The 22,656-nt window shown below is 52.7% G+C and carries 20 protein-coding genes and 1 tRNA gene; 8 read left to right on the forward strand and 13 right to left on the reverse strand.

The window, feature by feature from the left end:
• The 5 genes from AB1L42_RS11650 to AB1L42_RS11670 all read right to left on the reverse strand — a co-directional run bounded on the left by AB1L42_RS11650 (position 1) and on the right by AB1L42_RS11670 (position 5,659).
• On the reverse strand, positions 1–546 hold the full coding sequence (locus AB1L42_RS11650; RefSeq protein ID WP_367055152.1) for a DUF6702 family protein: 546 nt from the start codon (positions 544–546) through the stop codon (positions 1–3).
• Positions 543–2,888 (reverse strand): M1 family metallopeptidase, encoded by a 2,346-nt coding sequence (locus AB1L42_RS11655; protein WP_367055155.1) that lies wholly within the window; start codon positions 2,886–2,888, stop codon positions 543–545. Before AB1L42_RS11655 ends, AB1L42_RS11650 begins: the two co-directional genes overlap by 4 nt.
• Positions 2,889–3,001: 113 nt before the next feature.
• Entirely contained in the window at positions 3,002–3,616 is a 615-nt protein-coding gene (locus tag AB1L42_RS11660; RefSeq protein ID WP_367055158.1) for a hypothetical protein, read from the reverse strand.
• 167 nt (positions 3,617–3,783) lie between these two features.
• The gene (locus AB1L42_RS11665; protein ID WP_367055161.1) at positions 3,784–4,017 is read right to left on the reverse strand and encodes a DUF2007 domain-containing protein; all 234 of its coding nucleotides are present in this window, start codon (positions 4,015–4,017) and stop codon (positions 3,784–3,786) included.
• Between the two features lie 25 nt (positions 4,018–4,042).
• Complete coding sequence (locus tag AB1L42_RS11670) at positions 4,043–5,659, reverse strand: hypothetical protein (protein WP_367055164.1); 1,617 nt, start codon at positions 5,657–5,659, stop codon at positions 4,043–4,045.
• A 590-nt stretch (positions 5,660–6,249) separates the two neighbouring features.
• Here AB1L42_RS11670 and AB1L42_RS11675 point away from each other — a divergent pair.
• The 4 genes from AB1L42_RS11675 (at position 6,250) to AB1L42_RS11690 (ending at position 10,273) form a co-directional block, all read left to right on the forward strand.
• Positions 6,250–7,329 (forward strand): hypothetical protein, encoded by a 1,080-nt coding sequence (locus AB1L42_RS11675; RefSeq protein ID WP_367055167.1) that lies wholly within the window; start codon positions 6,250–6,252, stop codon positions 7,327–7,329.
• A 61-nt stretch (positions 7,330–7,390) separates the two neighbouring features.
• A complete protein-coding gene (locus AB1L42_RS11680) occupies positions 7,391–8,386 on the forward strand; it encodes an RluA family pseudouridine synthase (protein ID WP_367055170.1) in 996 nt (331 codons plus the stop codon).
• Complete coding sequence (locus tag AB1L42_RS11685; protein ID WP_367055173.1) at positions 8,386–9,264, forward strand: fumarylacetoacetate hydrolase family protein; 879 nt, start codon at positions 8,386–8,388, stop codon at positions 9,262–9,264. The genes AB1L42_RS11680 and AB1L42_RS11685 overlap by 1 nt, the downstream gene beginning before the upstream one ends.
• A gap of 355 nt (positions 9,265–9,619) precedes the next feature.
• Positions 9,620–10,273 carry a hypothetical protein gene (locus AB1L42_RS11690; RefSeq protein ID WP_367055176.1) on the forward strand — a complete coding sequence of 218 codons (654 nt, stop codon included), beginning with the start codon at positions 9,620–9,622 and terminating at the stop codon, positions 10,271–10,273.
• 125 nt (positions 10,274–10,398) lie between these two features.
• On the opposite strand, the gene AB1L42_RS11695 is transcribed toward AB1L42_RS11690, so the two are convergent.
• From AB1L42_RS11695 to AB1L42_RS11710, 4 genes are all read right to left on the reverse strand, one after another.
• Complete coding sequence (locus AB1L42_RS11695; RefSeq protein ID WP_367055179.1) at positions 10,399–11,298, reverse strand: MqnA/MqnD/SBP family protein; 900 nt, start codon at positions 11,296–11,298, stop codon at positions 10,399–10,401.
• Positions 11,299–11,569: 271 nt separating this feature from the next.
• A complete protein-coding gene (locus AB1L42_RS11700; RefSeq protein ID WP_367055182.1) occupies positions 11,570–12,379 on the reverse strand; it encodes an SDR family oxidoreductase in 810 nt (269 codons plus the stop codon).
• Positions 12,380–12,549: 170 nt separating this feature from the next.
• Positions 12,550–13,722 (reverse strand): glutamate 5-kinase, encoded by a 1,173-nt coding sequence (gene proB, locus AB1L42_RS11705; RefSeq protein WP_367055185.1) that lies wholly within the window; start codon positions 13,720–13,722, stop codon positions 12,550–12,552.
• Between the two features lie 106 nt (positions 13,723–13,828).
• The gene (locus tag AB1L42_RS11710; protein ID WP_367055188.1) at positions 13,829–14,359 is read right to left on the reverse strand and encodes a hypothetical protein; all 531 of its coding nucleotides are present in this window, start codon (positions 14,357–14,359) and stop codon (positions 13,829–13,831) included.
• 304 nt (positions 14,360–14,663) lie between these two features.
• Between AB1L42_RS11710 and AB1L42_RS11715 the strand changes: the two genes are divergently transcribed.
• Positions 14,664–15,086 carry a hypothetical protein gene (locus AB1L42_RS11715; protein WP_367055191.1) on the forward strand — a complete coding sequence of 141 codons (423 nt, stop codon included), beginning with the start codon at positions 14,664–14,666 and terminating at the stop codon, positions 15,084–15,086.
• A 280-nt stretch (positions 15,087–15,366) separates the two neighbouring features.
• Here AB1L42_RS11715 and AB1L42_RS11720 read toward each other — a convergent pair whose 3' ends face one another.
• The 3 genes from AB1L42_RS11720 to AB1L42_RS11730 all read right to left on the reverse strand — a co-directional run bounded on the left by AB1L42_RS11720 (position 15,367) and on the right by AB1L42_RS11730 (position 16,235).
• A complete protein-coding gene (locus AB1L42_RS11720) occupies positions 15,367–15,570 on the reverse strand; it encodes a carbon storage regulator (protein WP_367055194.1) in 204 nt (67 codons plus the stop codon).
• Positions 15,571–15,754: 184 nt separating this feature from the next.
• Positions 15,755–16,021: a hypothetical protein gene (locus AB1L42_RS11725; RefSeq protein WP_367055197.1), complete on the reverse strand. Its 267-nt coding sequence runs from the start codon at positions 16,019–16,021 to the stop codon at positions 15,755–15,757.
• 141 nt (positions 16,022–16,162) lie between these two features.
• Positions 16,163–16,235: transfer RNA gene (locus AB1L42_RS11730), tRNA-Glu, on the reverse strand.
• A 91-nt stretch (positions 16,236–16,326) separates the two neighbouring features.
• Between AB1L42_RS11730 and AB1L42_RS11735 the strand changes: the two genes are divergently transcribed.
• From AB1L42_RS11735 to AB1L42_RS11745, 3 genes are all read left to right on the forward strand, one after another.
• Positions 16,327–17,982, forward strand: coding sequence for a serine/threonine-protein kinase (locus AB1L42_RS11735; protein ID WP_367055200.1), 1,656 nt, complete (start codon positions 16,327–16,329; stop codon positions 17,980–17,982).
• Between the two features lie 153 nt (positions 17,983–18,135).
• Positions 18,136–20,034, forward strand: coding sequence for a hypothetical protein (locus AB1L42_RS11740; protein ID WP_367055203.1), 1,899 nt, complete (start codon positions 18,136–18,138; stop codon positions 20,032–20,034).
• 235 nt (positions 20,035–20,269) lie between these two features.
• Positions 20,270–20,623 (forward strand): PilZ domain-containing protein, encoded by a 354-nt coding sequence (locus AB1L42_RS11745; RefSeq protein ID WP_146509039.1) that lies wholly within the window; start codon positions 20,270–20,272, stop codon positions 20,621–20,623.
• 213 nt (positions 20,624–20,836) lie between these two features.
• Here the strand turns inward: AB1L42_RS11745 and AB1L42_RS11750 are convergent, their stop codons facing one another.
• Positions 20,837–22,582: an SMP-30/gluconolactonase/LRE family protein gene (locus tag AB1L42_RS11750; RefSeq protein ID WP_367055211.1), complete on the reverse strand. Its 1,746-nt coding sequence runs from the start codon at positions 22,580–22,582 to the stop codon at positions 20,837–20,839.
• Positions 22,583–22,656: the final 74 nt, after the last annotated feature.

Consider the following 22,656-nt stretch of genomic DNA (forward strand, 5'->3'; position numbering starts at 1 on the left):
TCATTCGCTTTCGGAAGCTTCTGTTTCCCAGCGATACTGTTTGGCTTCGGCGTCCCAAAGCAGTCTTTTCTGATCAGTTTCAGCTGTGAAATTGAACGTCTGCTTTTTGCCGGGTTGTGAGATCGTCACTGAATTCACCTGATCATGCATCTCGATCAGGATCTTGTTTTCAACACGCAGATGATGCCGTCCTGCAGCTGGCTTTAGTTCGAAAAAAATCCATGTGTGACGAACTTCGTTCTCAATTCCAACAGGTTGAAACTCAAGCTTCTTTTCGCCGGACGTGACTTCGAAGTTTTCTCTCACGTAATCAAAGATTGTCTCCACTGCGGCGGGTTCTTCCATTCGAAAAAGTCGATCCGTCCGCTTGCGTAGAACTTTCTCCAGATCAACGGACGCGACTCGAACCGAAACCTCGAAACAGGCTGACTGATCATTCCATTCCATCTCGGCGTGGCTGGAATGAAACGGATGCGCATCAGCCTGATTCACCAAGCCCAGCCCGCACGAAACAACGACTCCCCAAATCCAGAAGCGGCTGATCATTCCTCTTCCTCCTCTTTGTCGTCGTCGTCCTTTTCGGCATCTGCAGCTTTCTGCATCGGATTCTTACTCTTGCTCTCTTTGAAGAGTTGGAACCGAGACTTCCTGATGCGTCGCGGCCAGTAGTTGTTGTCCGTATCGGTGTCAGCAGTTTCCAATTGTGGGTCGATTGTGATCGACTCAATCGTTTTGTCGGTGATGAACATCTTCGAGACGCGTTGATTGTTCCGCCGCCAGATTTCAGCCGGAATCCGTAACTCCTGAGACGATTCGTCTTCGAACTCAATCTTCAGTAGAATCGGCATGACAAGCCCTCCGAGATTCTCGAAGTCGAACACGTAAAAGTTCCGGCGTTCTTCGAGAAGTTCACGCTCATCGTCATCGAGCGAGTTTAGAAATCGTTGATAAGCTTTGCGGTCCGCTTCGGTAATGTCCAGATCATCAAAGTCGTTATAGAAGTCCTTGAGTATCGGATATCGATCAGCCCGCTTGGGGAGGTCTTTGTTTCGCTGATCTGAAATGGATTCCGGTTTTTCGTCCCGTTCTTTCTGCTTCAACGGTTTTGTGACGTCAGGATCGGGTGATTCGAGCGTAAAGAGGTGAACGTCGGTGATGGCGATATCAGTATGGTCAGTCGTGTAGAACCAACCTCGCCAAAACCAGTCGAGATCTACCCCGGAAGCGTCTTCCATTGTTCGGAAGAAATCCGAAGGGGTCGGTCGCTTGAACTTCCAACGTTGGGCGTATTCTTTGAACGCGAAGTCGAAGAGTTCACGTCCGAGGACTGTTTCGCGAAGAATCGTGAGTGCCGTCGCTGGCTTTGCGTAGGCATTGCTTCCGAACTCAAGAATCGACTCTGAGTTCGTCATAATCGGCACCTGGTTATGACTTCGCATATATGGCACGATTAACTCAGGAACCCCACGACGTGACGGGTAGTCATCCTCCCATTCCTGTTCTGTGAGATACTGCAGAAAGGTGTTGATGCCTTCGTCCATCCAAGTCCATTGTCGTTCATCGCTGTTGACGATCATTGGGAAGTAATTGTGCCCGACTTCGTGAATGATGACCGAGATCAAACCATACTTCGTTCGCTCTGAATACGTTCCGTCTTCTTCAGGACGAGGACCGTTGAAGCAGATCATCGGATATTCCATCCCGTACACCGGACCGTTGACGGAGATCGCCACCGGATAGGGATAGGAAAAGGTGTACCGGGAATAGACATCAAGAGTGTGAATGATTGACTGCGTAGAGTACTTGCTCCACAACGGTTCAGCTTCGTTGGGGTAATACGACATCGCCATCACGGAATGCCCGTCCACGCTGTGATGCATGGCGTCCCAGATAAACTTCCGGGACGAGGCGAAAGCAACATCGCGGACGTTGTCTGCTTTAAAGATCCAGGTCTTCTGCCCTTCAGGCTTGGACTTCTCGTTCTCCTTGGCTTCATCAGGAGTGACGATGAAGACCGGCGACTTCGCTGTCTTGGCTTTTTCCAAACGTTCTCGCTGTTTCTCAGTGAGCACATCCGCCGAGTTCTGAAGCACGCCCGAAGCTGCCACGACGTGGTCATCAGGCACGGTAATCCTGATGAGGAAGTCGCCGAGTTCGAGTGTGAATTCTCCGCGCCCCAAAAACTGCTTGTGCTGCCAGCCGGTGTAATCCGTGTAAGCGACGAGACGTGGATACCAGTGAGCAACTTCGTAGATGTTGTTTTGATCCTTCTCAAAAAACTCGTATCCGGTGCGACCTCCGATGAGGTCGCTGTTGTTCATCTCGTAGTTCCAGCGAACCACAAACGTCACTGACTCCTTTGGAGCGAGAGGTTGAGGAAGATCGATGCGCATCATCGTTTTCACGATGTGATGATCGAGTTCCTGTCCCTGAGCATCCACAAGTTCCGTGATCGTCATTGTGCCATCGAACGTTTCTCTGGCGCGGATGCGTTGAAGAGCTTCTGTTGAGAGTCGATTCAGTGCTGGAGCGGTCGCTGAAAGCGAGGCATCGGAATCCGGAGAGAAGATGTTCGCGTCGAGCTGCATCCATAAGTAAGAGAGTGGATGCGGCGAATAGTTGTAGTAGGTGACCTCTTCGGCACCGGTGATGGTTTTCTTCTCATCATCCAGCTGAACGTCGATGATGTAATTCGCTCGCTGTTGCCAGTACTCCGGTCCAGGTGCTCCCGATCCGAGGCGGGTCTCTGTAGGAGTTGGCAGAACTTCATCAAGCTGCCGAAATGAATCGACCTGATTGTACTTCCGATTCGTGACTTGAGATTCGCAGTTGCTCGTCAAAACGAACAGGAGCAACGCCGTCAGCACGCAGGCACAAAATCGCATCATTGTCTCATCAGCTCGAGAAATTCTCAGGTGCTTACAATCAAAAGTTTGCCTGTGAATTATGACGAGTCGAAAAGATGAGTGTCTACGCGATGCGCAAGCAACTTTCCAGAAGTTTAAAAGAAGATTGGCTCAACGGTCGGCCCATCGACTTCGACTCCTGGAGGGCCATCGAAGTGTTCTTCGACGAATCTGTCCCACTCATCGCGAGTCTTCTTGGAGACCATCTCGGACATTTTCGCATTGCATTCATCGCAAAGCATCATCGGTGAGCCCCCTGCCAGTCCATCGGTCGAGAGGTCAACGATAAGATCTTCGTCGATGAACAGCCCGACAATTTCGTACCGATGGCAATCGCTTCGCGGTTTGCTGCAGAATGTGCACTGCTCAATTCCATACATGGGATCAGCGGACTGCTCACCTTCAGAGAGTGTGTCATCCGCAGCCTGAGAATCGTCAACGTCCGATGCTGCGTCTTCCCGATTGACACTCTGCTTTTCGAAGAAGTCTCGCATATTCTGAGTTGTCTCCTCGGAATAGCGACTCCGCATCTGCAGTGCACAGAAGATGCAGATCGCCATCTCGAAGACAGTTTCTCCGCCGACAACACTCTTCAAAACGGTGAACAGATCATGCGATTCGCAGAACTCTTGCCCGCAGTCGATGCATTGAGTGAAAGGTTTTTCGGTGTACTCAGAATAGAATTCGCGCGGAGTTTTCTTCCGGTCCATAATTGTTCGGCCATCAACTCTAATCAATCAGCGTAACTGTAAGTGTCCTGGCGCCGGACCGGCGAAGCCCAGTCGAGGTCAATGTTCGATCCCTCAAAAGATCGACAATCAAACCGACTGGAATTGTCTCCGCCTGAATGCCTTAACGTGCCCTGCTCCTTGAAGAATCAGGCAGGATCAATCGTTTCGTCTCCGTCAGAATGAACATCGATAAACTGAACGGCGCGTTCTGAGTCTTTTTGTAGAACGAACAGGCGAACAGCCGTGACTCCGGTGAAACCGCCCTGATGCTCATTCTCGATTTCACACCGAATCCCTTCTCCCTCCAGTGCTGCGCGAATCACTTCCGCTTGTGCGATATTGGTGGTTGTAAAAATAGGGACGAGTGAGTCTTCGGACATCGGTGTGTCTCTTTCTTTGTCGATTTCATTGCTGTTGAAATGACTCCGCAGCTTCTGCTTCGGAAAGTTCCAGGAAGTTATCGCCGTTTTCGTCAAGTTCGTCAAACTTCTCTCGGCCCCCCAAAAATTCACGCCAGGAAATTTCTCCGTCGAGGTTGTCATCCATCCGTCGAAACCAGACTGGTCCCGACGAATCATTCACCATTCGCCCCTGACGTGACTGCTCCATCTGATTGTTAACGGGATTGCGTTCCAGAATTTCTGGCTGACTGAAGGTCACATCAAACTCAGTTCGAAACTCGTCTTTGAGGAGTGCTCCATCCTGATTCATGTCGAACGCCAGAAGGCGTTCCTTGCCTTCAACGAACTCTCGCGTGTTTAAACGACGGTCAGCGTTGACATCGAGTATATCAAATAGATTCTGTGTCGACTCAAAGAGCGTCAGGACAAGCCGCCCCTGCTCAGCCAATCCGTCCATTGAAAAGAAGAACTTGATTTCGTCACGCGTCACCTGTTCGTTGCCATCAAGGTCGACCTCTTCGAACGGAACATTCGCTTGCAGCCCGAAGAACTCAGCTTCGGACAGATAGCCGTTTTTGTCATTGTCCGACATGATGAACCGCACGAGATACAGCCGCGTAGCGTCAAAACGTTGATGGACATTGCTTCGTGCCTGCCACTTGACCTGCACTCCTCCTGCATCAATCACAGGTCGTGTTGTGCCATCAGACTCCCCCTTGAAGACCTCAACACGAGGAGGAGAGAGCGAGACCTTCATCGCGTAGTCGGCAGGTGCAACTTGCAGGAATTTGCGAATCTCAACGGCATCCCAATTCCCATCGCTGTTGAAATCGAACCGTTCGAACTCGCGGTCAGAGAGCGCAGGAAACATGGTTCGAGGAACGACTTCGCTGAGTCCATAGAACTCCGGCAAGGCGCTGACTGTCGCTTCAACTTCTTCCGTATCTCGAATGAAACGGAGAGCGATTGGGGAGTTATTGGTCGACGATTCTTGTTGAGCCTGAATGACGGAGAGCGGAAACGGCTGCAATTCTGCGACGCTCAAGGTTTCGTCGTCATCGAAATCCAATGCTTTCAAGATTTCCAGACCCTGCGTCACTTCGTCGCCGTCGATTCTCCCATCCGAATTCAAATCGAGGTCGTCGTACAGCCTCACCGATTGGGCGAGGTTTGCTTTCCTTTCAATTGAAAGCGGAGGTCCCAATGCCGACTGCAGAAACTCACTGAATTCTTCCTGCGAAACTCGTCCGTCTTCCGGAGCGATGTCGACCTGATTCCATTTCTCTTCGAGGCGAGGCGCTCCTTTTCGCAGTCTGCCAGAGACAGGAATTTGCTGAGCTTCAGCGTCAGTGAGAAAACCGTCTTGATCGGTATCGAGTTGCTTGAAAACCTCTGTGGCGTACTGACGCCGCAATTCATCGATGCTGAATCGCCCCGTCAGAAATTCCGCTTCAATGACCACCGGTCGCGTGGGACTCAGAAAAATGAGCCGGGCTGGTTCTTGCCTCTGCTGACCAATTGCGAACGACGAAATTGACAGAACGAATAGCAACCCGCTGGACAATGTTCTGATGCTTCTCCGGATTGCCGACCCGCTCGCAGTGAAAGCTCTCTCAATCATGGTCGAATTCTCCCGACATCCCCGGACGATGCCCAAATCATTGCGAAAGTGCTCTCAGTGTGGAGTTTCCAAACTCGTGGAGAAGCAACTTCAAACATACTGAATCGGACCTCTTCAGCTTCATGAACCGAAACGCAGTCCCTCCTGGCTCATCTTCGCTTCGACTTGGCTGCTATTCCCACTCCCTGATTTCCCCCGGAATGTTTACGAACTAAACAACGACTTCTGTTGGCTGAGTCCGCCCTCCGTTGGACGAATCTCGCAAAAATGCGACGATTCATGCAGATTGGGCCGACTTTCCTCATCTGACACTCACTACGAAACTGACTGCCTTCATTGTCACTCGTTGGGTGCAATTCGTCTACCAAAGTGAGATATTCGCACCGATCTGACGGGCGGAATTCGGGACGTCCGACACAAATTCTCTGCTCGTTGAATGAGAAAGAGGACCGCAGCTTGACCGATTTTCCCAAACGTCTTTATACTAGCAGTTTGAGTCAAACGACTCACTGATCTCAAATGAATGCGATTCTGACAACGACAAATTCTTTCACGGAAGAATTTCTGACACGCCTGATCGACGGACCGTCATGAGCGAAGAAAAACAGACAACTGCCACAGTCACTTCCGAGAATCCTCCTCAAGAGCCGGAATTCCATTTCCACCACGAAGCGGAAACAACTGAGCTCGAAAAGTGGCTGAAGTCTGCTGGCAAGAAAATTGAGCCGTATTCCAATCAAATCCTGATTGGGGCGATTGCACTCGCTGTCGTGGCTGCGATCTCGATTTACTGGATGCGATCGTCAGACGCGAGTCAGGGAGCAGCGTGGGAACAGTTCTCGAAAGCAACAACTCCTGCTGAATACGAGAAAGTCGCCTCGTCGTTTTCCAACACACAAGTCGGTGCATGGGCTTTGCTGGAAAGCGGCCGTGGACATTTGCGAGAAGGCCTGAACACCGCTCTGACCAATCGTGAAAGCAGCGACAAAAGCCTCTCACAAGCAAAAGACGCATTTTCTCAGCTTCTCGATCATCCTCACGCCACTGACGAAGCCAAAGCAGACGCCATTTACGGCCTCGCCACAGCTCTCGAAGTTCTTTCCGGAGATGACCTGAATCAGGCAATCGAGCAATATCAGCGTCTGATCGACACGTATCCGGAATCACAACACGTTGCGTGGGCGACTCAGCGCATCAAAGACCTCAAGAAAAAGTCGGCCTCAGAGTTCTACGCGTGGTTCCGAAATCAGGATCCGAAACCTGATGACCGTCGCCTCCCCAGCGATCTCACAGGCCAGGGAACAATCCCAGGTGCTGAAGAATTGGACTTGTTGATTCCCGACAGTGACGATGCCGGAGAACCTGTTCAACCACTAGGTGTTGGTCCCGAAAACACCAACACTGTTCCCGAAGAAATGCCTGCGGATGAGGCTCAACAGGAAACTGCAAACCCTGAAGCAGCTCCTGAGTTTCCTTCAGGCACAGAGTCTTCGGAAACCGAATCACCAGCTCCGGAAGCGACCAAACCTGAAGCAACCAGCGACGCGGAATCTTCCGAATCAACTTCCGCTCCTGAGAGTCCGTCCGAAGAGGCTGACTCAACTCCAGAATCTTCCGAGACTACGGATGCAAACGCCGACTCAGAAGAAACGACCCCTGAATCTGAATAACTCCGCGTGATCGTGTTTTGAAGTCGTTCTTGCGACGCTAACGATCTTTGAGACACAGTCCATGACCGATGATGCTTCCACAACACCGCAGATGCTCACCGTTGAGGGGCGTGCGCATGGATGGCGGCTCGATCATTACCTGACCCGGATTTTTCCGAATCACAGCCGGGGTCAATTCCAAAAAGCGATTGCAGCGGAAACCGTTTTGGTGAACGGACTTCCGGTGAAAGCATCACGTCGGCTACGGGTCAACGATCGAGTTTCTGTCCGACTGCCGGAAGAACCGGACTCCACAATCACTCCGGAAGACATTCCTCTGGATGTGATTTTCGAAGACGAATTCATCGCGGTCATCAACAAGCAGGCGGACCTGATCACGCATCCCGGGAAGTCCAACTTCACCGGGACTCTCGCCGCTGCTGTCCAGCATCACTTTGATCAACTCAGCGACGTCGCCGGGCAACTTCGACCGGGAATCGTTCATCGCCTCGACCGCGACACGACGGGCGTCATCATCATCGCCAAAAACAATCAGGTCCATCACCAGCTGACCCGTCAATTTGAGCAACGCACCGTCGAAAAAGAGTACCGAGCGTTGGCTTACGGAAAGCTTGATCGTGATGCCGATATCGTCACGACTCACGTGAAAACGCATCCCAAAGCACGCGAGAAAATGGTTGTCTGCCCTCCGGGAAACAACACTCGCGAAGCGGTGACGCGGTACAACGTGCTGGAACGGTTCGATCGATTCGTCTACGTTCAACTGCTCCCGAAAACTGGACGAACCCATCAGTTGAGAGTTCACCTTCAGCACCTGAAAGCTCCGATTATCGCTGATCGACTCTATTCCGGTCGCGAGTCACTCATGCCTTCGGAAGTGAACAGTTTAGACACCTCGGAAGATGAAACAGCCCTGATTTCCCGTCAGGCCCTGCATGCCTTCCGCCTGAAGATTCGCCACCCGGTGACCGATGCCATCATGGAATTCGAAGCACCGTTTCCGGATGATTTTCAACGCACTTTGAACGCCTTGCAAGAACAACGAAAGCCGCATTGATGAAACTCGGAAAGATTCAAACTCCAGACGGTCAAACTCATGTCGCCATCGTCACCGATTCCGGCGCGAAACTCCTGCAACTGAATCAATCGCACAAAGTGTCGACACTCGCTGATATCCTCAACAGCCCAAATCCGGCGCAGTTGGCTGAGTCTCTCGCAGAATCCGCAGAAGAAATTTCGCTCGACGGCGTTCGCTTTCTGGCTCCCGTCGACAATCAGGAAACATGGGCAGCAGGTGTGACCTACAAGCGAAGCCAGATCGCTCGAATGGAAGAATCAGAAACCGGAGCCAGCCACTACGATCTCGTTTACGATGCCGATCGTCCGGAATTGTTCTTTAAAGCAACTCCCAACCGAATCGTTTCTCCCGGTGAAGCTGTTCGAGTTCGCTACGACAGCAACTGGTCAGTCCCCGAACCAGAGTTCACCCTCGTTCTCAATCCTCAGTTGAAGATCGTCGGTTACACCATCGGCAACGACATGTCCGCCCGAGACATCGAAGGGGAAAACCCCCTCTACCTCCCGCAAGCCAAAGTCTATCGACAATGTTGCTCGATCGGTCCTGTGATTCGATTGGTGGATGGCGAACTGGATTTGAAATCAACAACCGTTGAATTGATCATCAGCCGAGGGGGAGAAAAGGTCTTCGAAGGCGATACTGACCTGGGTCAGCTTCATCGCAAACTCGACGAACTCGCTAACTGGCTTGGACGAGAAGACGATTTTCCCAACGGGGCGTTTCTCCTCACCGGAACGGGAATCGTGCCTGACGACAATTTCACGCTGGAAGATGGGGATCAGATTTCCATTTCCGTGGCTGGAATCGGAACGCTTGAGAACAGCGTGGTCAAATCTGATCGGCCAGCCTCACACTGACCCCAATCGATAAATTCCTCAGCATCTGGGCTGCCGTGAGCCTGAATTGGGATCGGAATTCGACTGTATTTGCGAATTCTGCCGATCTTCAAAGCAGACGGCTCAGCCTGTGTACTTGCATGATCGGTTAACGGCACTTTGGCCTTCAAACTCTCATGTCAGTCTGGATGCTCGTTCGAGAGTCGAACGCGCGACGAGCCGAAACATTGTCCGTGCCTCGTCATTGGGAATTGAATCCATGTGTTGGAGAACTTTTGCTCCTTGCCTCACGCTCCTCTTTTTTGCAACGAGTTCTGTCAGGGCGCAACCATTTCCTGCACCAGTCGGCGGCTGCAATGAGTGCCAGCAGTCACAGATGATGGCTCCCGCTGGTCCCGTCATGATGCCGCAATTCTCGGTCGCCCCCATGCCATTCATGAGCCCCGCACCGTATTGTGGTCCCGCCCCAGTTGCATGCCGACCGAAACTCAAGCATTGCCCGCTGAGAGGCATCGGCCTGGGATGTCGACCTTGTCCACTACTGTGCCCGTTGCGAGCAATCGCTCCTTGTGGCCCGTGGGGTCCTCCCGCATATTGCGACCCCTATTCCGCATACGGCGCCCCCTATCCCGTCGTGCCTTACACACCGGTCGCTCCGTATGGAGCCACAGTTCCGTACACACCAGCGCCCATCATGTCTGCACCGACAATGAGCCCCGTCATTACTCCCGTGCCTTCTTCGTCGTACCCAACAGTTCCAAGCAACGGAACGATGACCGCTCCAACCGGAGATGTTTCGTCAACAGGCTCTGGTTACTATCAGTATGAAAATCGCTCTCCGTTGAGCGTTCCGAACCCTTACCTCGACTCCGCGACGTCCCCTCAGGACTGGGCACCGGTTCATCAACGAACAGCAGCCCCCAGTTCCGATGTGACATCGATCTACAACCCGACCAGAACAGCGCAAGCGAGCCCTCAAAATTCGCAGGCACCAGCGAGTGTGCTTCAAGCGAATCGGTTTTACCGCTAGAGCAAGTTGCTCATCCCGTACGATCATCAAGACGTTTTCTCTCAATCTCGCATCTGTATCAACGAAACAACCGAGTTGCGTTATCGAACGCAACTCGGTTGAATGCTGAGAAACGTCATTGAAAACTACTCGCCGGAAATGAACTCCAGCTTGACGGGATTCGGAATAATCCCCGCTTCGTATCCCTCTTGAAGCAACCGGGCCACCGCTTCTCGACCACGTTCACCGAAATCGATTGTCCAGTCGTTGACGTACATCCCAACGAACTTGTCGGCTTTCGCATGGTCAAGATCTCGACCGTATTGCAGAGCGTGCTCGAGTGCCTCTTCTCGATAATCGAGCCCGTATTGAATGCTCTCTTTGAGCAGCTTCGTGACTTCGTTCATCTTCGTCTCGCCGAGATCTTTTCGGATCGCATTGGCTCCGAGCGGAAGCGGAAGTCCAGTTTTCTCCATCCACCATTCGCCGAGATCGACGACGAGGCTCAACCCCTGATCGCCGTACGTCAGTTGACCTTCGTGGATGATGAGCCCTGCGTCTGCTTCACCCCGCTCGACGACGTTCAAGATTTCATCGAAGGGGTAAACCTCGTAGGTGAACGTCCCGCAGTCACCTGTCGTGTGCGACTCTTTCGTTGATGTCTGCGGCTTGCCTCCGAGGCAGAGATTCAACGCCAGGAAAGCGGTCGTTAGAGTCCCTGGAACAGCAATCTTCTTGCCCTTTAGATCAGAGATGCTCGACTCGCCACGGGTCACCACCATTGGCCCATAGTTGTCCCCCATGCTGGCTCCGCAGGCACACAAAGCATATGTATCTGTCAGGTAAGCATAGCCGTGCAAACTGACTGCCGTCAGTTCCAGTTCGGCAGCGAAGGCTCGGCGATTGAGCGTTTCAATGTCCTGCAGTTCGTGAGTGAAGAGATAGTCTCCGGTCTCGATCTTGTCGTTGGCGAGTGCGTGAAACATGAAGGCATCGTCCGGGTCCGGGCTGTGCCCCACATGAATTTCTGTCTTTTTTTCAGTCATTGCTGCACTCATTCAACCATTCCGATTTGAGGGATAACTCCAACCATGTCATTCGGCGGATTCAACAGCTTCACGAGAAGAAGATGCCGATGTTTTGATGCACTCGAAGAGCGACTCTGGGAGAAGCCTTCGTGATTTTTCGGGAATCCAACCGACCTTATTGTGAGCAGACTTTGGTTGCAAGCTCACGCGATCTTTGATCTCAACACCGAGGAAACCGCAGCGAAAGCCGATCTTTCACCATCGGTTTCGAAGAAATCTCCCCGGATCGCTACACACCTTTGTCGACTGCAGTTTTGACGATTTGCTCGTCGAAATAGTTCGTTTCCATTCCCGCATCGATCACCAACCCCTGACAGTTGATTCCTGACGATCTGGGACTCAACAGGAACGCGACGGAATTGGCCACTTCAGCGGTCTGAACAGCTTGTTTTCGCAGCGTCGCCTGCTCGGCAAATAGATAGGAATCGACATACCCGGGAATGCCCGCCGAAGCAGATGTTTTCAACAGCCCCGGACAAACCGCATTGAATCGAACCTTCGAGAAGCCAGAGAACGACTTGGCGAGAAAACAGATCGACGAATCGAGAGCAGCTTTCACCGGCGCCATGTATCCGTAGTTTTCCGCAGCCATCCGAGTCGTCGAGATCGAAATCGTCACCACGCTCCCAGTTGCCGGATCGAGGATTTCTCGAAACGCATTGCATGTTGCGATCAGCGAGAAGCATGAAATATCGACAGCTTGCAGAAAAGCACTCCGAGGTGTCTCGTGAAACGGCAGCCATCCGGCGGAGTAGTCCGCAAAAGCAATAGAGTGAACGATCCCCTGAATCTGCGACCGATCTTTCGCCACAGATTCCGCGAGCCGATCAATCTCCTCCTGATGTTCGACATCACAAACATAAATCGGAGCGTCGCCCACGAGCTTGCGAAGGCTTTCACGTCGCTGTTCGCTGCGAACAGAATAAAGAACGTCAGCACCGAAGTCGGACAAGAGTTTTCCCACATGGAACGCGACGCTCTTTCGATTCGCAGCTCCCATCACCAAAACCGACTTGCCAGCTAAATCAAGAAAATCCATCCGTATCATCCATTTCAAACATGTGTCTCAGACCAAGTGGCATCAATCCTGAATCGCCTCAAAGACACAACACACAAATATTCGAGAGCGTTTTCGAAACTGCGATCTCTTCGGCGACCGAGTCTCACTCAATGACTCGCAAGCACTCACGAATCATTCCCGGAGTTCACTCATCGAATGACACACAGGTTGTCCCGATGAATCACCTCGACATACGGGACCGATCCGAGGACCGCCTCAAGTTCTTCAGTTCTACGACGAGCAATTCGACCAACCAGTTCCGAGTTGTAATTCGTCAGCCCCCGCGCGAACTCATGCCCCGCTTCGTCAGTCAACGACACAAGCTCGCCCCGATTGAAGCTACCGGAAACTTTCGTGACTCCAATTGGAAGTAATGACTTCCCGCGATGCCGAACAGCATTCACAGCCCCGGGATCGAGTTCGAGTGTTCCATGCGGAGTGACAGTGAATCCAATCCACCGCTTCCAGGCTGGGATGAGCGGACCCTGTGCAGTGAACAGAGTTCCAACATCTTCGCCATTAAGTATCTCTTCCAGAACATTTTCGTTCCGGCCGTTCGCGATGATCACGCATTCGCCGACCGAAGTTGCGACGCGAACCGAATCGAGCTTCGACTGCATCCCTCCGGTCCCGCGCGAACTCTTGATCTCTTTCGCCAGCGATAGAATCTTGTCGTCGACCGAACTGATCTTCGGAATCCGCTTGCTTTCGGGATCACGTGGGTCGCCGTCGTACAACCCGTCCACTACCGACAAGATCACGAGAAGAGGTGACTCGAGCAGGTTGCTGACCATCGCTGCGAGTCGGTCATTGTCCCCAAACTTAATCTCCCGAACACTGACCGTGTCATTCTCGTTGACGATCGGCACGACTCCGTACTCGAAGAGCGTGTTGAGAGTATTGCGGACGTTCAGATAGCGATCACGATTCCGAAAGTCGTTCGCGGTCAGAAGCATCTGGGCTGCGTGATAACCGAATTCCTGAAGAGCTTCGTCATAGGCTCGAATCAAACTCGCCTGCCCTGCAGCAGCGGCCGCCTGCAAGTGTGGAAGATCGGTCGGTCGACCAGGAAGCCCGAGAAGTCCGATTCCGGCGCCGACCGCTCCACTCGAAACGACGAGCACTCGCCGCCCGGTTGATCGAATCAAATGAATCTGACGAGCCAGCGCGCGGACACGGTCAACGTCCAACCGATCATCATCTCGGGAAAGGACATTGGTCCCGACTTTCACCACGACGGTACGTGCATTCGCAACGACTTCCTGTCGCACAAGGTCTCGCATGAATTCCGTTTTCATCCAGTTTGAAACAGGTCCACTCATTCCGCACTCGCACCGCAACGGTCGACGCGACGTTGAAACTGCGGAGAGAAACTCGATTAAGGCAAGCAAGCCGGTTAATCACAAAAGCAAAACGCAACAACGAAGGCTATTCGTCTTCTGAATACGGAACTCCGTTCTCTTCGTGAAGGCGTTTCTTCTCTTCGCGATCTTCAAGAATCGTGACCGTGCCGTTGGTCTCGTCGTATGCGTAGACCTGCCAGGGATAGAGCCCCTTCATGTTGTTCGGATTCAACCGAACCTGTTCATCGAATTCCTCGAACGTCAACGGTTTGGGGTCTTCGGAACTTTCGATCGAATTCGCGAACGAAGAAAGCTTCGCGTTGTACTCCATCGTCGCTTTGTTCAATCGAGATGTCGCTGAGAAATGCGATTGTGTAACCGCAGTGAGGTAATCCCCGGCGTTGGTTTCGTTGGAAACCTCCACAAGATTCGGGTTCTCTTCCAGAGCTTTGTGCTTGTCGACAATTTTCCATTCGAGTTTCGAAAAACCTTGTGGCTTGTTTTCGACAGGTTGCTGCTCAACGGCTTCGGGTGAATCCGCAGGGGAATCAGAATTAGAGGCTTGTTCACAGCCACTCAGGAAACAGATTGTCAGGAGAGCGCAAACGGTTCTCATGGAATAGTCTCTGGCGAATTTCAGCGAAGCTGGCTCAAGACACCCTGAACCTTCTCCTTATTATGGATCGATTGCTTCAAGCCTTCAATAAGCTGATCTGTGATTCTGAGGGAGTGAATTGAATTCGATTTCGCGAAACCCGGTCCCTGCTCGTAGTGAATGGAAGACCGAATAGCTGATCGAATTGCGCGGCTTGAGACTCTTCGCATCAAAATCGACTGGTGCGGAAAACTTGACCGATCACCCGTCATTCGTGATGATTGAATATTGTCCCTCTTCTTTGCACTCGCAGACGGAACTCAATATGCCGGGAGAGTCTTTCAATTCGTCGGGAAAACCGAACGGCTCGATCCTGGCATCGACGTTCGTCCTCCTGACCGGTGCGATCGGGCTGCTTTTCGTCATTGCAGTCACCGGGGGAGATCCGTACACGTCCATCATCAGCGGTGTTATCACATTCGTTGGACTTTGCCTGCTTGTTTTTCTGATTCGCGCGACGTCCTCATTGAGCCCGAAAAACGTCTACAACTGGGTTTTCAGCAAGCAGGCACGCCCCGAAGCAGAATACCAGCCGCGCCGTGCACGAGAAGCTTCCCGCTCTTACGGAGACAATCGCCCGCCGAATGCTGAAGAGTTGCGAGACATGAAAGACGGCCTGCGAAACTGGGTCCCGTCGAACGTTCCAAAGCGATCGAAAACGACCCGTCGAAATCGTCCGGAAGAGTAATCAAGCGACTGTCAGACAGGAAAAGTCGCTGCGAAAAGAGTGATCCCTCAGTGAATCGTCCGATTCAAGGAACGATATTGCTCCCGCAATGACGTGGTCGTGATCGCAACTACTTCCAGAATTGTGAGCTCAGAGATGCTCGCAGCCGCCGATTGATTCAAGCATCGCCCACGGCTGGTTCAGCATCCAGCGTGCATTCACCCCACCAGCAACAAAGGCATTCGACAGAACCTTGTCGACTTCCAATGTCCGGGTTTTCGAGAACCGCCCCGTCAACCCTCTACTGGGCAGCGAGCTTCTGGTTCTTCTTTTCAAGTTCAGCTTGAGTCGCTTCGCCATCGCAGAGTTCATCGCGGACGATGTTCATCTCGCGAGGAGCATCAATTCCGATGCGAACAGTGTTTGGGCCGATGCGAACAACCGTGACCGCAATGTCTTCGCCGATCAGGATGCGCTCACCGGGTTTTCTCGAGAGGACCAACATAGTGTGGTTTCCTTCCTGTGGGAGTCTCGTTCAAGGAGCGGCTTCCTGCCGCGTCTGGCGCCATCAAAACGAGCATGACATCACAACGATACCAGCATCCAAACACGATGTCCAGCACCCAAACCTCAACGCAGAGCAGTGCTCAATTTCCAGGCAACGCCCCAGTGCTCAACTTTTAAGCAGCTCAGGCGCCTTGGAATCCGAGGTTCTTCAAACCGGCAAGTGGTTCAGTGTCGGTCATCTTGACTGCCGTAATGGCAGAAAATGCCAGTACAACTTTTCGCGCCCCGGTCGTGTCAGGTCGCTCGCGCTCGAGGGCGATCAATCCCTCAGAGGTCAGAAATTCGCGAAACTCAATCGTCTCACCAGCAGCGGTCACGACGAGCCCCCGACGAGGCATTGTTGATGGCCAGTTTTCAAAGAGTTGCTGCCAGGCAAATGCAGTATCCATCGATTCCCTTGATTCCGAATAGTTCCATATCTGGAGTATTCGTCGGAATCTGAGCCCGGAAGAGGAAGTTTTGAGTTGCCGAAGAAATTATGGCAAGAAGAAAGGCGGCAACGATCCTAAAATCGTTGCCGCCTGTTCAGGTGACCCCAACGGGATTTGAACCCGTGTTACTGGACTGAAAATCCAATGTCCTAGGCCGCTAGACGATGGGGCCAGCGAGACATACGGTATCGGCTGATTCGACAATGTCAAGCAGACCCATTCACGAAAATATCGCAAACTTCCAACAAAGTTCGAGGATCGCAGTGACACAACCTTCGGACACGCGAGATGAAACAATTGTTCGCATTCTCGACACGCTTTTGCAAAAAATGCACAGCGACAAGGCATTCAATCTCGAATCAGAATTGGAAAAACTTCCGGAATTTGCAGAGGAAATTCGTGAACTCTGGGCCACGATCATTGTTGCCGAGAACCTTCAGTCCCCGATTTTCGAAGCGGTCGATCTCCTGCAAGATGTCCCCGCGCGATCAACGGAACTACCTGAAATCAATGACTACGAGTTGATTGCCGAGATTGGGCGCGGAGGCATGGGAGTTGTCTACAAAGCTCGACAACTCTCTCTCAACCGCACCGTCGCAATCAAGATGCTCCTGCAAGGGGCCACTGCGACAACCATCAATCACTTTCGATTTCAGAGTGAAGCAAAGTCAGCCGGCAGACTCGACCACCCCAACATTGTCTCGGTCTTCGAAACAGGGAACACCGATGGGCACCCATTCTTCAGCATGCCGCTGATCAGTGGAACGACACTCGCCAAACGAATCGCAGAGGGCCCGTTGTCAAACCGTGAGTGCGCCGAACTCATGATCCCAGTTTGTCGAGCGGTCGCCTATGCACACAGACAAGGGGTTCTCCACCGGGACCTCAAACCTTCCAACATTCTCATCGACGAAACCGGACGACCTTTCGTTTCCGACTTCGGATTGGCCAAACGTTTCGACACCCCTTCTCTTCCCCACGGGGAGAACTCCGAGACTCTCACGGAATCGGGAGCCATTCTGGGAACCCCCGGCTACATGGCCCCCGAACAGGCTGCTGGTCAAAGAGAGCAAGTCGGACTCGCCACCGACATTTACTCTCTGGGAGCAATCCTCTACGCCTGCATCACCGGTCGTGCTCCGTTCCAGTCTGCCACGCCGATCGACACGCTCATGATGATTCTCGAGCAGGACCCTCCCCCGCCGAGACTTCTCAATCCAGCTGTCGACGCAGATCTTGAGATGATCGTATTGAAAGCGATGCAAAAACCTGCTGACCTTCGTTACGCAACCGCCGACACACTCGCCGACGACCTGCAAGCGTTCCTGAATCATGAACCTGTCAGCGCGAGATCATCTCATTTCTCACAAGTGCTCAGCCGAGCTTTTCGTCCGACTCACCATATCAACGTTCTCGAAAACTGGGGCGTCCTCTGGATGTGGCACGCAGCTGTTCTTCTTTTTCTCTGCCTCGCAACTGAAGCCGTCCGCAGCAGCGGCATCAACTCTCGGATTCCGTACTTCGGACTTTGGACCTTCGGCCTCGGAACATGGGCTGTCATTTTCTGGAACATTCGACGGCGATCGGGACCGGTGACCTTCGTCGAACGACAGATCGCTCACGTCTGGGCAGCCAGTATGGCGTGCTCAACGGGACTTTTCGGCATCGAATACCTTCTCGATCTTCCAGCACTGACACTCTCGCCCGTGCTCGCGCTGTTCGCGGGAGCTGTCTTCATCGCCAAAGCGGGCATTCTTTCGGGCGAGTTTTACTTCCACGCAGCCATTCTTTTTCTGACTGCCCTCCCGATGGCGATGTTCCCACAATACGCACTCTCAATTTTCGGCGTGATCTCAGCAGGCACATTTTTCTTGCCAGGCTGGAAATTTCATCGAATCAAACACCGCAGTGAACGGTGAACACCTCGCGGACTCGTGCTTTCCTTCGGTCCAAACGGAATTTTCGATAGCGTCAGATCATTTCGAATTTCGTTCAAATTCCTCTCATCCGAACGAAGCTCCACAGTCGATACCGAAGAAGATTCTCTGGCTCATCACGAAAGGGGGGATGTGATGCGCATTCAACAACCGCGCTTGCGCGGACGCATTGCTGGACTTGTACTCGCGGCAACTTGTGCTTCCGGTCTTCAGATGACTGGCTGCGCTCGTCCATCGCCACGACACTTGGGCGCTGTTCTCACGAAAAAGTCACGGGCTGAGGCAACCACTCCGCAGGAAACCGCTGCGCCATCGTTGCGCAGTACGCAGCACTCTCCGGGCCCAGATTTCGTTTCTGTTGACGATGCATCCAGCAAAACGTCACGAACTTCGCTCCCGTCGCGAAGAAGCCAGCATCCACTTGCATCCAATTCGATCGACCCACTTTCCAATCCGCATCCTGATCCGTTTCTGGGACTCGATGAAATTCGGTTCCCTCAAGAAACACGAACGGTTTCGGGAAGCGAGACCACCAGCAGCGCTGCGACATCTTCGGGTATCGCTTTCCGCGAACCCGCTTCCGGGAACGGAATTCAACAGGTCAACCAATCCGTTCGGGAAGATCTGGAATCGCTCATCCGCACCGACTCAGCACGCCCATTCCCCGGATTTGCATCCACAGCGACACCTGCCCCATCGCAACCGGTCCATCCGATTGCAGAGAGCAGCGAAGCAACAGCACCAGCTGAGACCGTTGTCTTGAAGCATCAAATTGTTCAAGTCGACGAAGAAGTGCCAAGCAACGCTTTCAACTCACAGGCACAGCCAACTGCAGCAGCAGAAAAACCGCAAGTCGTCGCGCAAGCTGATCCATCTTTCGGAGCACCAGCGACAGAAGAAGTGCAGCAGCAGAGAGTTCAATTCGCTGAAGCTCAACAGCACTCGCATCCGGAATCCTCGCAACTTGCTGAAATTCAACCGCGAAGATCGGCAATCAAACGAGTCAACGACGAAGAGATCACGCCGGTCACTCGCGAAACAAGCGCACGAGATCGGATGGAACAACTCATCTCGATGGCACGCACGCATCAGATGAGAGGCGAAACTCACGCAGCTTACCGAAGTGCATTGCTCGCCAAGCACATCGCTGACAAACACGAGTTGACGATTGGAGTTCTCGATCAGTGTCCAGTGGCACTCTGCGAAGAAATCGCCGGACAACTATGGGGTTCGCCATCGAACTACCCACTTCCTCATGAAGGTAAACAGCCGTCAGCGATCCCAAGCATCAAGCCAAAAGAACAATCGAGCGCAATCCACCAGAAAGTGTTCGCGGACAAGACCAAGGCACCGTCTTGGGAACAATTCGCAGACAATTCAGCACCCTCTTTCGGCGATCACGATACAGCTTCACCAGCCAGAAAACTTGAACCAGCTACTGGCAGTGGAAGCCCGCTCGCCGACGGTACTGTTCCACCAATGGAAGCAGTTCCGGAAACGGAAATTGCCGAAGCGTTCTCGCTCGAACCTGTTGCTGATCCGGACATGCCAACCGCAGCACCAACACCCAGCGACTTTGGACTGGCCAACCGCGATGCGAATGCCGCAGAAATCCCTGTCGTGACAAATAGTCAGTCGGAAGACCTGCAGCCAACTGTCGCCGGCACTGATTCCGAAGCTCAGACTTATCCGGACCGAGCAGTCCCTCTGTTTGAATCCTTCGAGCAGACCAAGCCGACCGACAAAGCAGTGGCAAAGTCATCGACGATAACTCCAAAAGCTGCTGAACCGGCAATCGCCAAAGCTTCGGCAAAGCCAGAAGCTTCCGTCAGCCCAAGTGGAGCGAAAGCGAACGCAATGACCGCGTCGACGAATCTTCGGTGGGGAACAATGGCTTTTATCATGGCGACTGTGCTCACGATGATCGGAGCCCGCCTGAACCGAGCGAAACCGGCCAAAGAAGAAGCAGCCTCCGAAGAGGCGACTGCTGATTCAACAAAGAAGGTCGAGTTGAAAATCCGTCGCGCAGCTTAGTGATGTGAGACAGGTATCGTTTTCGTTTGGCGAATTCGAATCGAAATTCTCGTTTCCGAACAGTGCCGAGCGATTTCAACCTCTCCGTCAGGCACCGAGCGTAACAGTTGAGACGGTTATTCGGGATCAATCCGCCTTCGCCCATCTTCAATTCACTGGTCGGCCCGTCGAACGGAACCATTGTGATCTAGCATATCTGCAAGTGAACAGATAATTCCTGCAGAGAACTGTGACAATGTCTAACGATCCTGGTGCTCGTCCCAGTATGGATGATCTTCGTTCGGTGCTGGAGAGTATTAACCAGTCCGACGCGAATCACGAACGCAGCGCGGAACGACTTCAGCTTTCAGTCCCGGCTGAAGTCACCACATTACGTGGCAACACCATCTCCACGATGACCCGAGAAATCAGCCGCTTCGGGATTGGACTGCTCCACAAGGGGCAAATCAATCCGGGCGAAGTCACCGTTCGAATGGCGAGCGAAACACGTCAATTCGAATACCGCGTGCTCATCGAATGGTGTCGACCGTGCGATGGAGGAATGTTTATCAGCGGCGGTCGCTTTCTTGCTCGTCGCGACGCAGAGTAGGAATTCTTCCCGCAACACTCGCCTCAAAATTCCCGCATTCACTCTCGTTTCCGCGACAGTCAGAGTTTCTTCCTCTGACCAGTTGAGAGCATAGCTGCGCTCACGATCAGAACTCGCCTGCACTGAACTTCTCATAATCGAAGACGTGACCAGTGCAAGCGAGGAGATCCGGTAAGTGAATGCCGCTCCGTAAGACTTGACGGAGCGGATTGCCTATAAGCTTGGCTTCGGCTGCTTGACTGCCGGTTCCCACGGACGAACACCTGTGGCTTTGATCTTTCGGCAGAACACTTTGTCCCCACAAGTGACGTAGAGCAGATCCAGATTCTCACCACCGAAAACAGCGTTCGAGAGCCAGGCATCTTGAGGTTTGTCGATGATGAAATGGACTCGCCCCAGCTGGTCGAGGACTTGCAAGCCGACGCGAGTGGTGACGTACGTTCTGCCTTCGGTATCGACGGTCATTCCGTCTGCTCCGCTCTTTAATTCCTGATCTTCAAGGTGCAGATGCCCGTAGACTTGCTTGTTCTGCAGTTGGCTGTCTTCGTCCAGAGTGAATGAGTATGTGAATCGACCATCGGTGTCCGCAACGGTGAGGGTCGCCTGATCCGGCGAAACAATGATTCCATTAGGACGGGCAATCCCTTCGTCAGCCAATGTCACATTCCCTTCAGCATCGAATCGCCAGACCTTCTTGTTCTGCGGGTCTGTGAAAAAACCGACTCCATTTGGAAGGACCACGAGGTCATTGGACGGGTACCCTTCGCAGACAACTTCTTCTTCGCCGTCGAGTGTGTACCGGACGATTTTTTTTGTTCCGTTTTGACACCCGTACAACTTCTGGTCAGCACCGAACATTAATCCATTGATCCCGGAACTGTTCTCGACGAAGACAGACTTGTTCCCAGATCGATCCACTTTGTGAATCGTCCCATTGGGGATATCGGTGAAGTACAGATTGCCATCGCCATCGATCGCCGGCCCTTCGGTGAATCGATGGTCGCTGCTGACCTCAACCCATTCCTCTCCAGGAATCAGCAAATCCGTGCGCCGCCCTTCAGTCGTCCCAGCAGTCACTTCGCCGGGATAGCCTTCCCACAACCACTTCAACGCTTCAGGCATAATTGAAGCAGCATGCTTTGAGTTGTGCCCGCCATCGCCCCAGGCATGGTTGACTTCGTAGCCGGAGAATTTCAAAGCGGACAACATCGCCTCATTCGCAACGAACCATTCTCCACCGTAGAGATTGAGATCCGTGCTTCCATCCTGCAGAAAGACGCGAAGCGGCTTCGGTTCGTGCTTACGAACCATCACAGGATAAGCATCACCACCGCGTAGACCGACGAACGTTCCAATCGTGCTCAGCACACGTCGAAACTGATCGGGACGTTCCCAGGCAACAGTGAAAGCACAGATTCCCCCGGAACTCGCACCAGCGATGGCGCGATCATTGGGGTCGTCGCTCAGCGAGTAATCCTTGCCGACTTCAGGAAGGATTTCCTCAACAAGAAAATTCGCATAGCGATCGCCGAGACTGTCGTATTCGAAGCTTCGATTGAAACGCGGCTGCGCCTGATCGTTCGCAGCTGGAACGACACCAGGACTGATGAAGATTCCAATTTGAACTGGGATCTCTTTCTTATGAATCAAATTGTCGAGCACGGGAAGCAGGTGCCATCCCTTCGCGCGGTTGATTCCATCTTGAACCACGAAGACGCACGCTTTCTGAGAAGGGTCATACTGCTGTGGAACGTAAATCCAATAGTCACGCACAGTGCCGGGAAAGATCTTGCTGTGCCATTGAATCGGCCCGATCACTTTTCCTTCCGGAACGCCATCCTGCCGGATCGAATCTTCGGTGAGTGGATATTCCGTTTCCGCGAGGACTGTTCGCCCCGAAGCCCCGCCAAATACGGCACACATCACAAATCCGCAAAGAAGAAAACGCAGAACGCTCATGCTGATTCTTTCCTCAGAAACCCGAACAAATCAAACAAGCTGGATGCTAGTTCAAGTCCAGACAAAGTGCGATC

The organism is Thalassoglobus sp. JC818 (genome assembly GCF_040717535.1).
Taxonomy (GTDB): Bacteria; Planctomycetota; Planctomycetia; order Planctomycetales; family Planctomycetaceae; genus Thalassoglobus.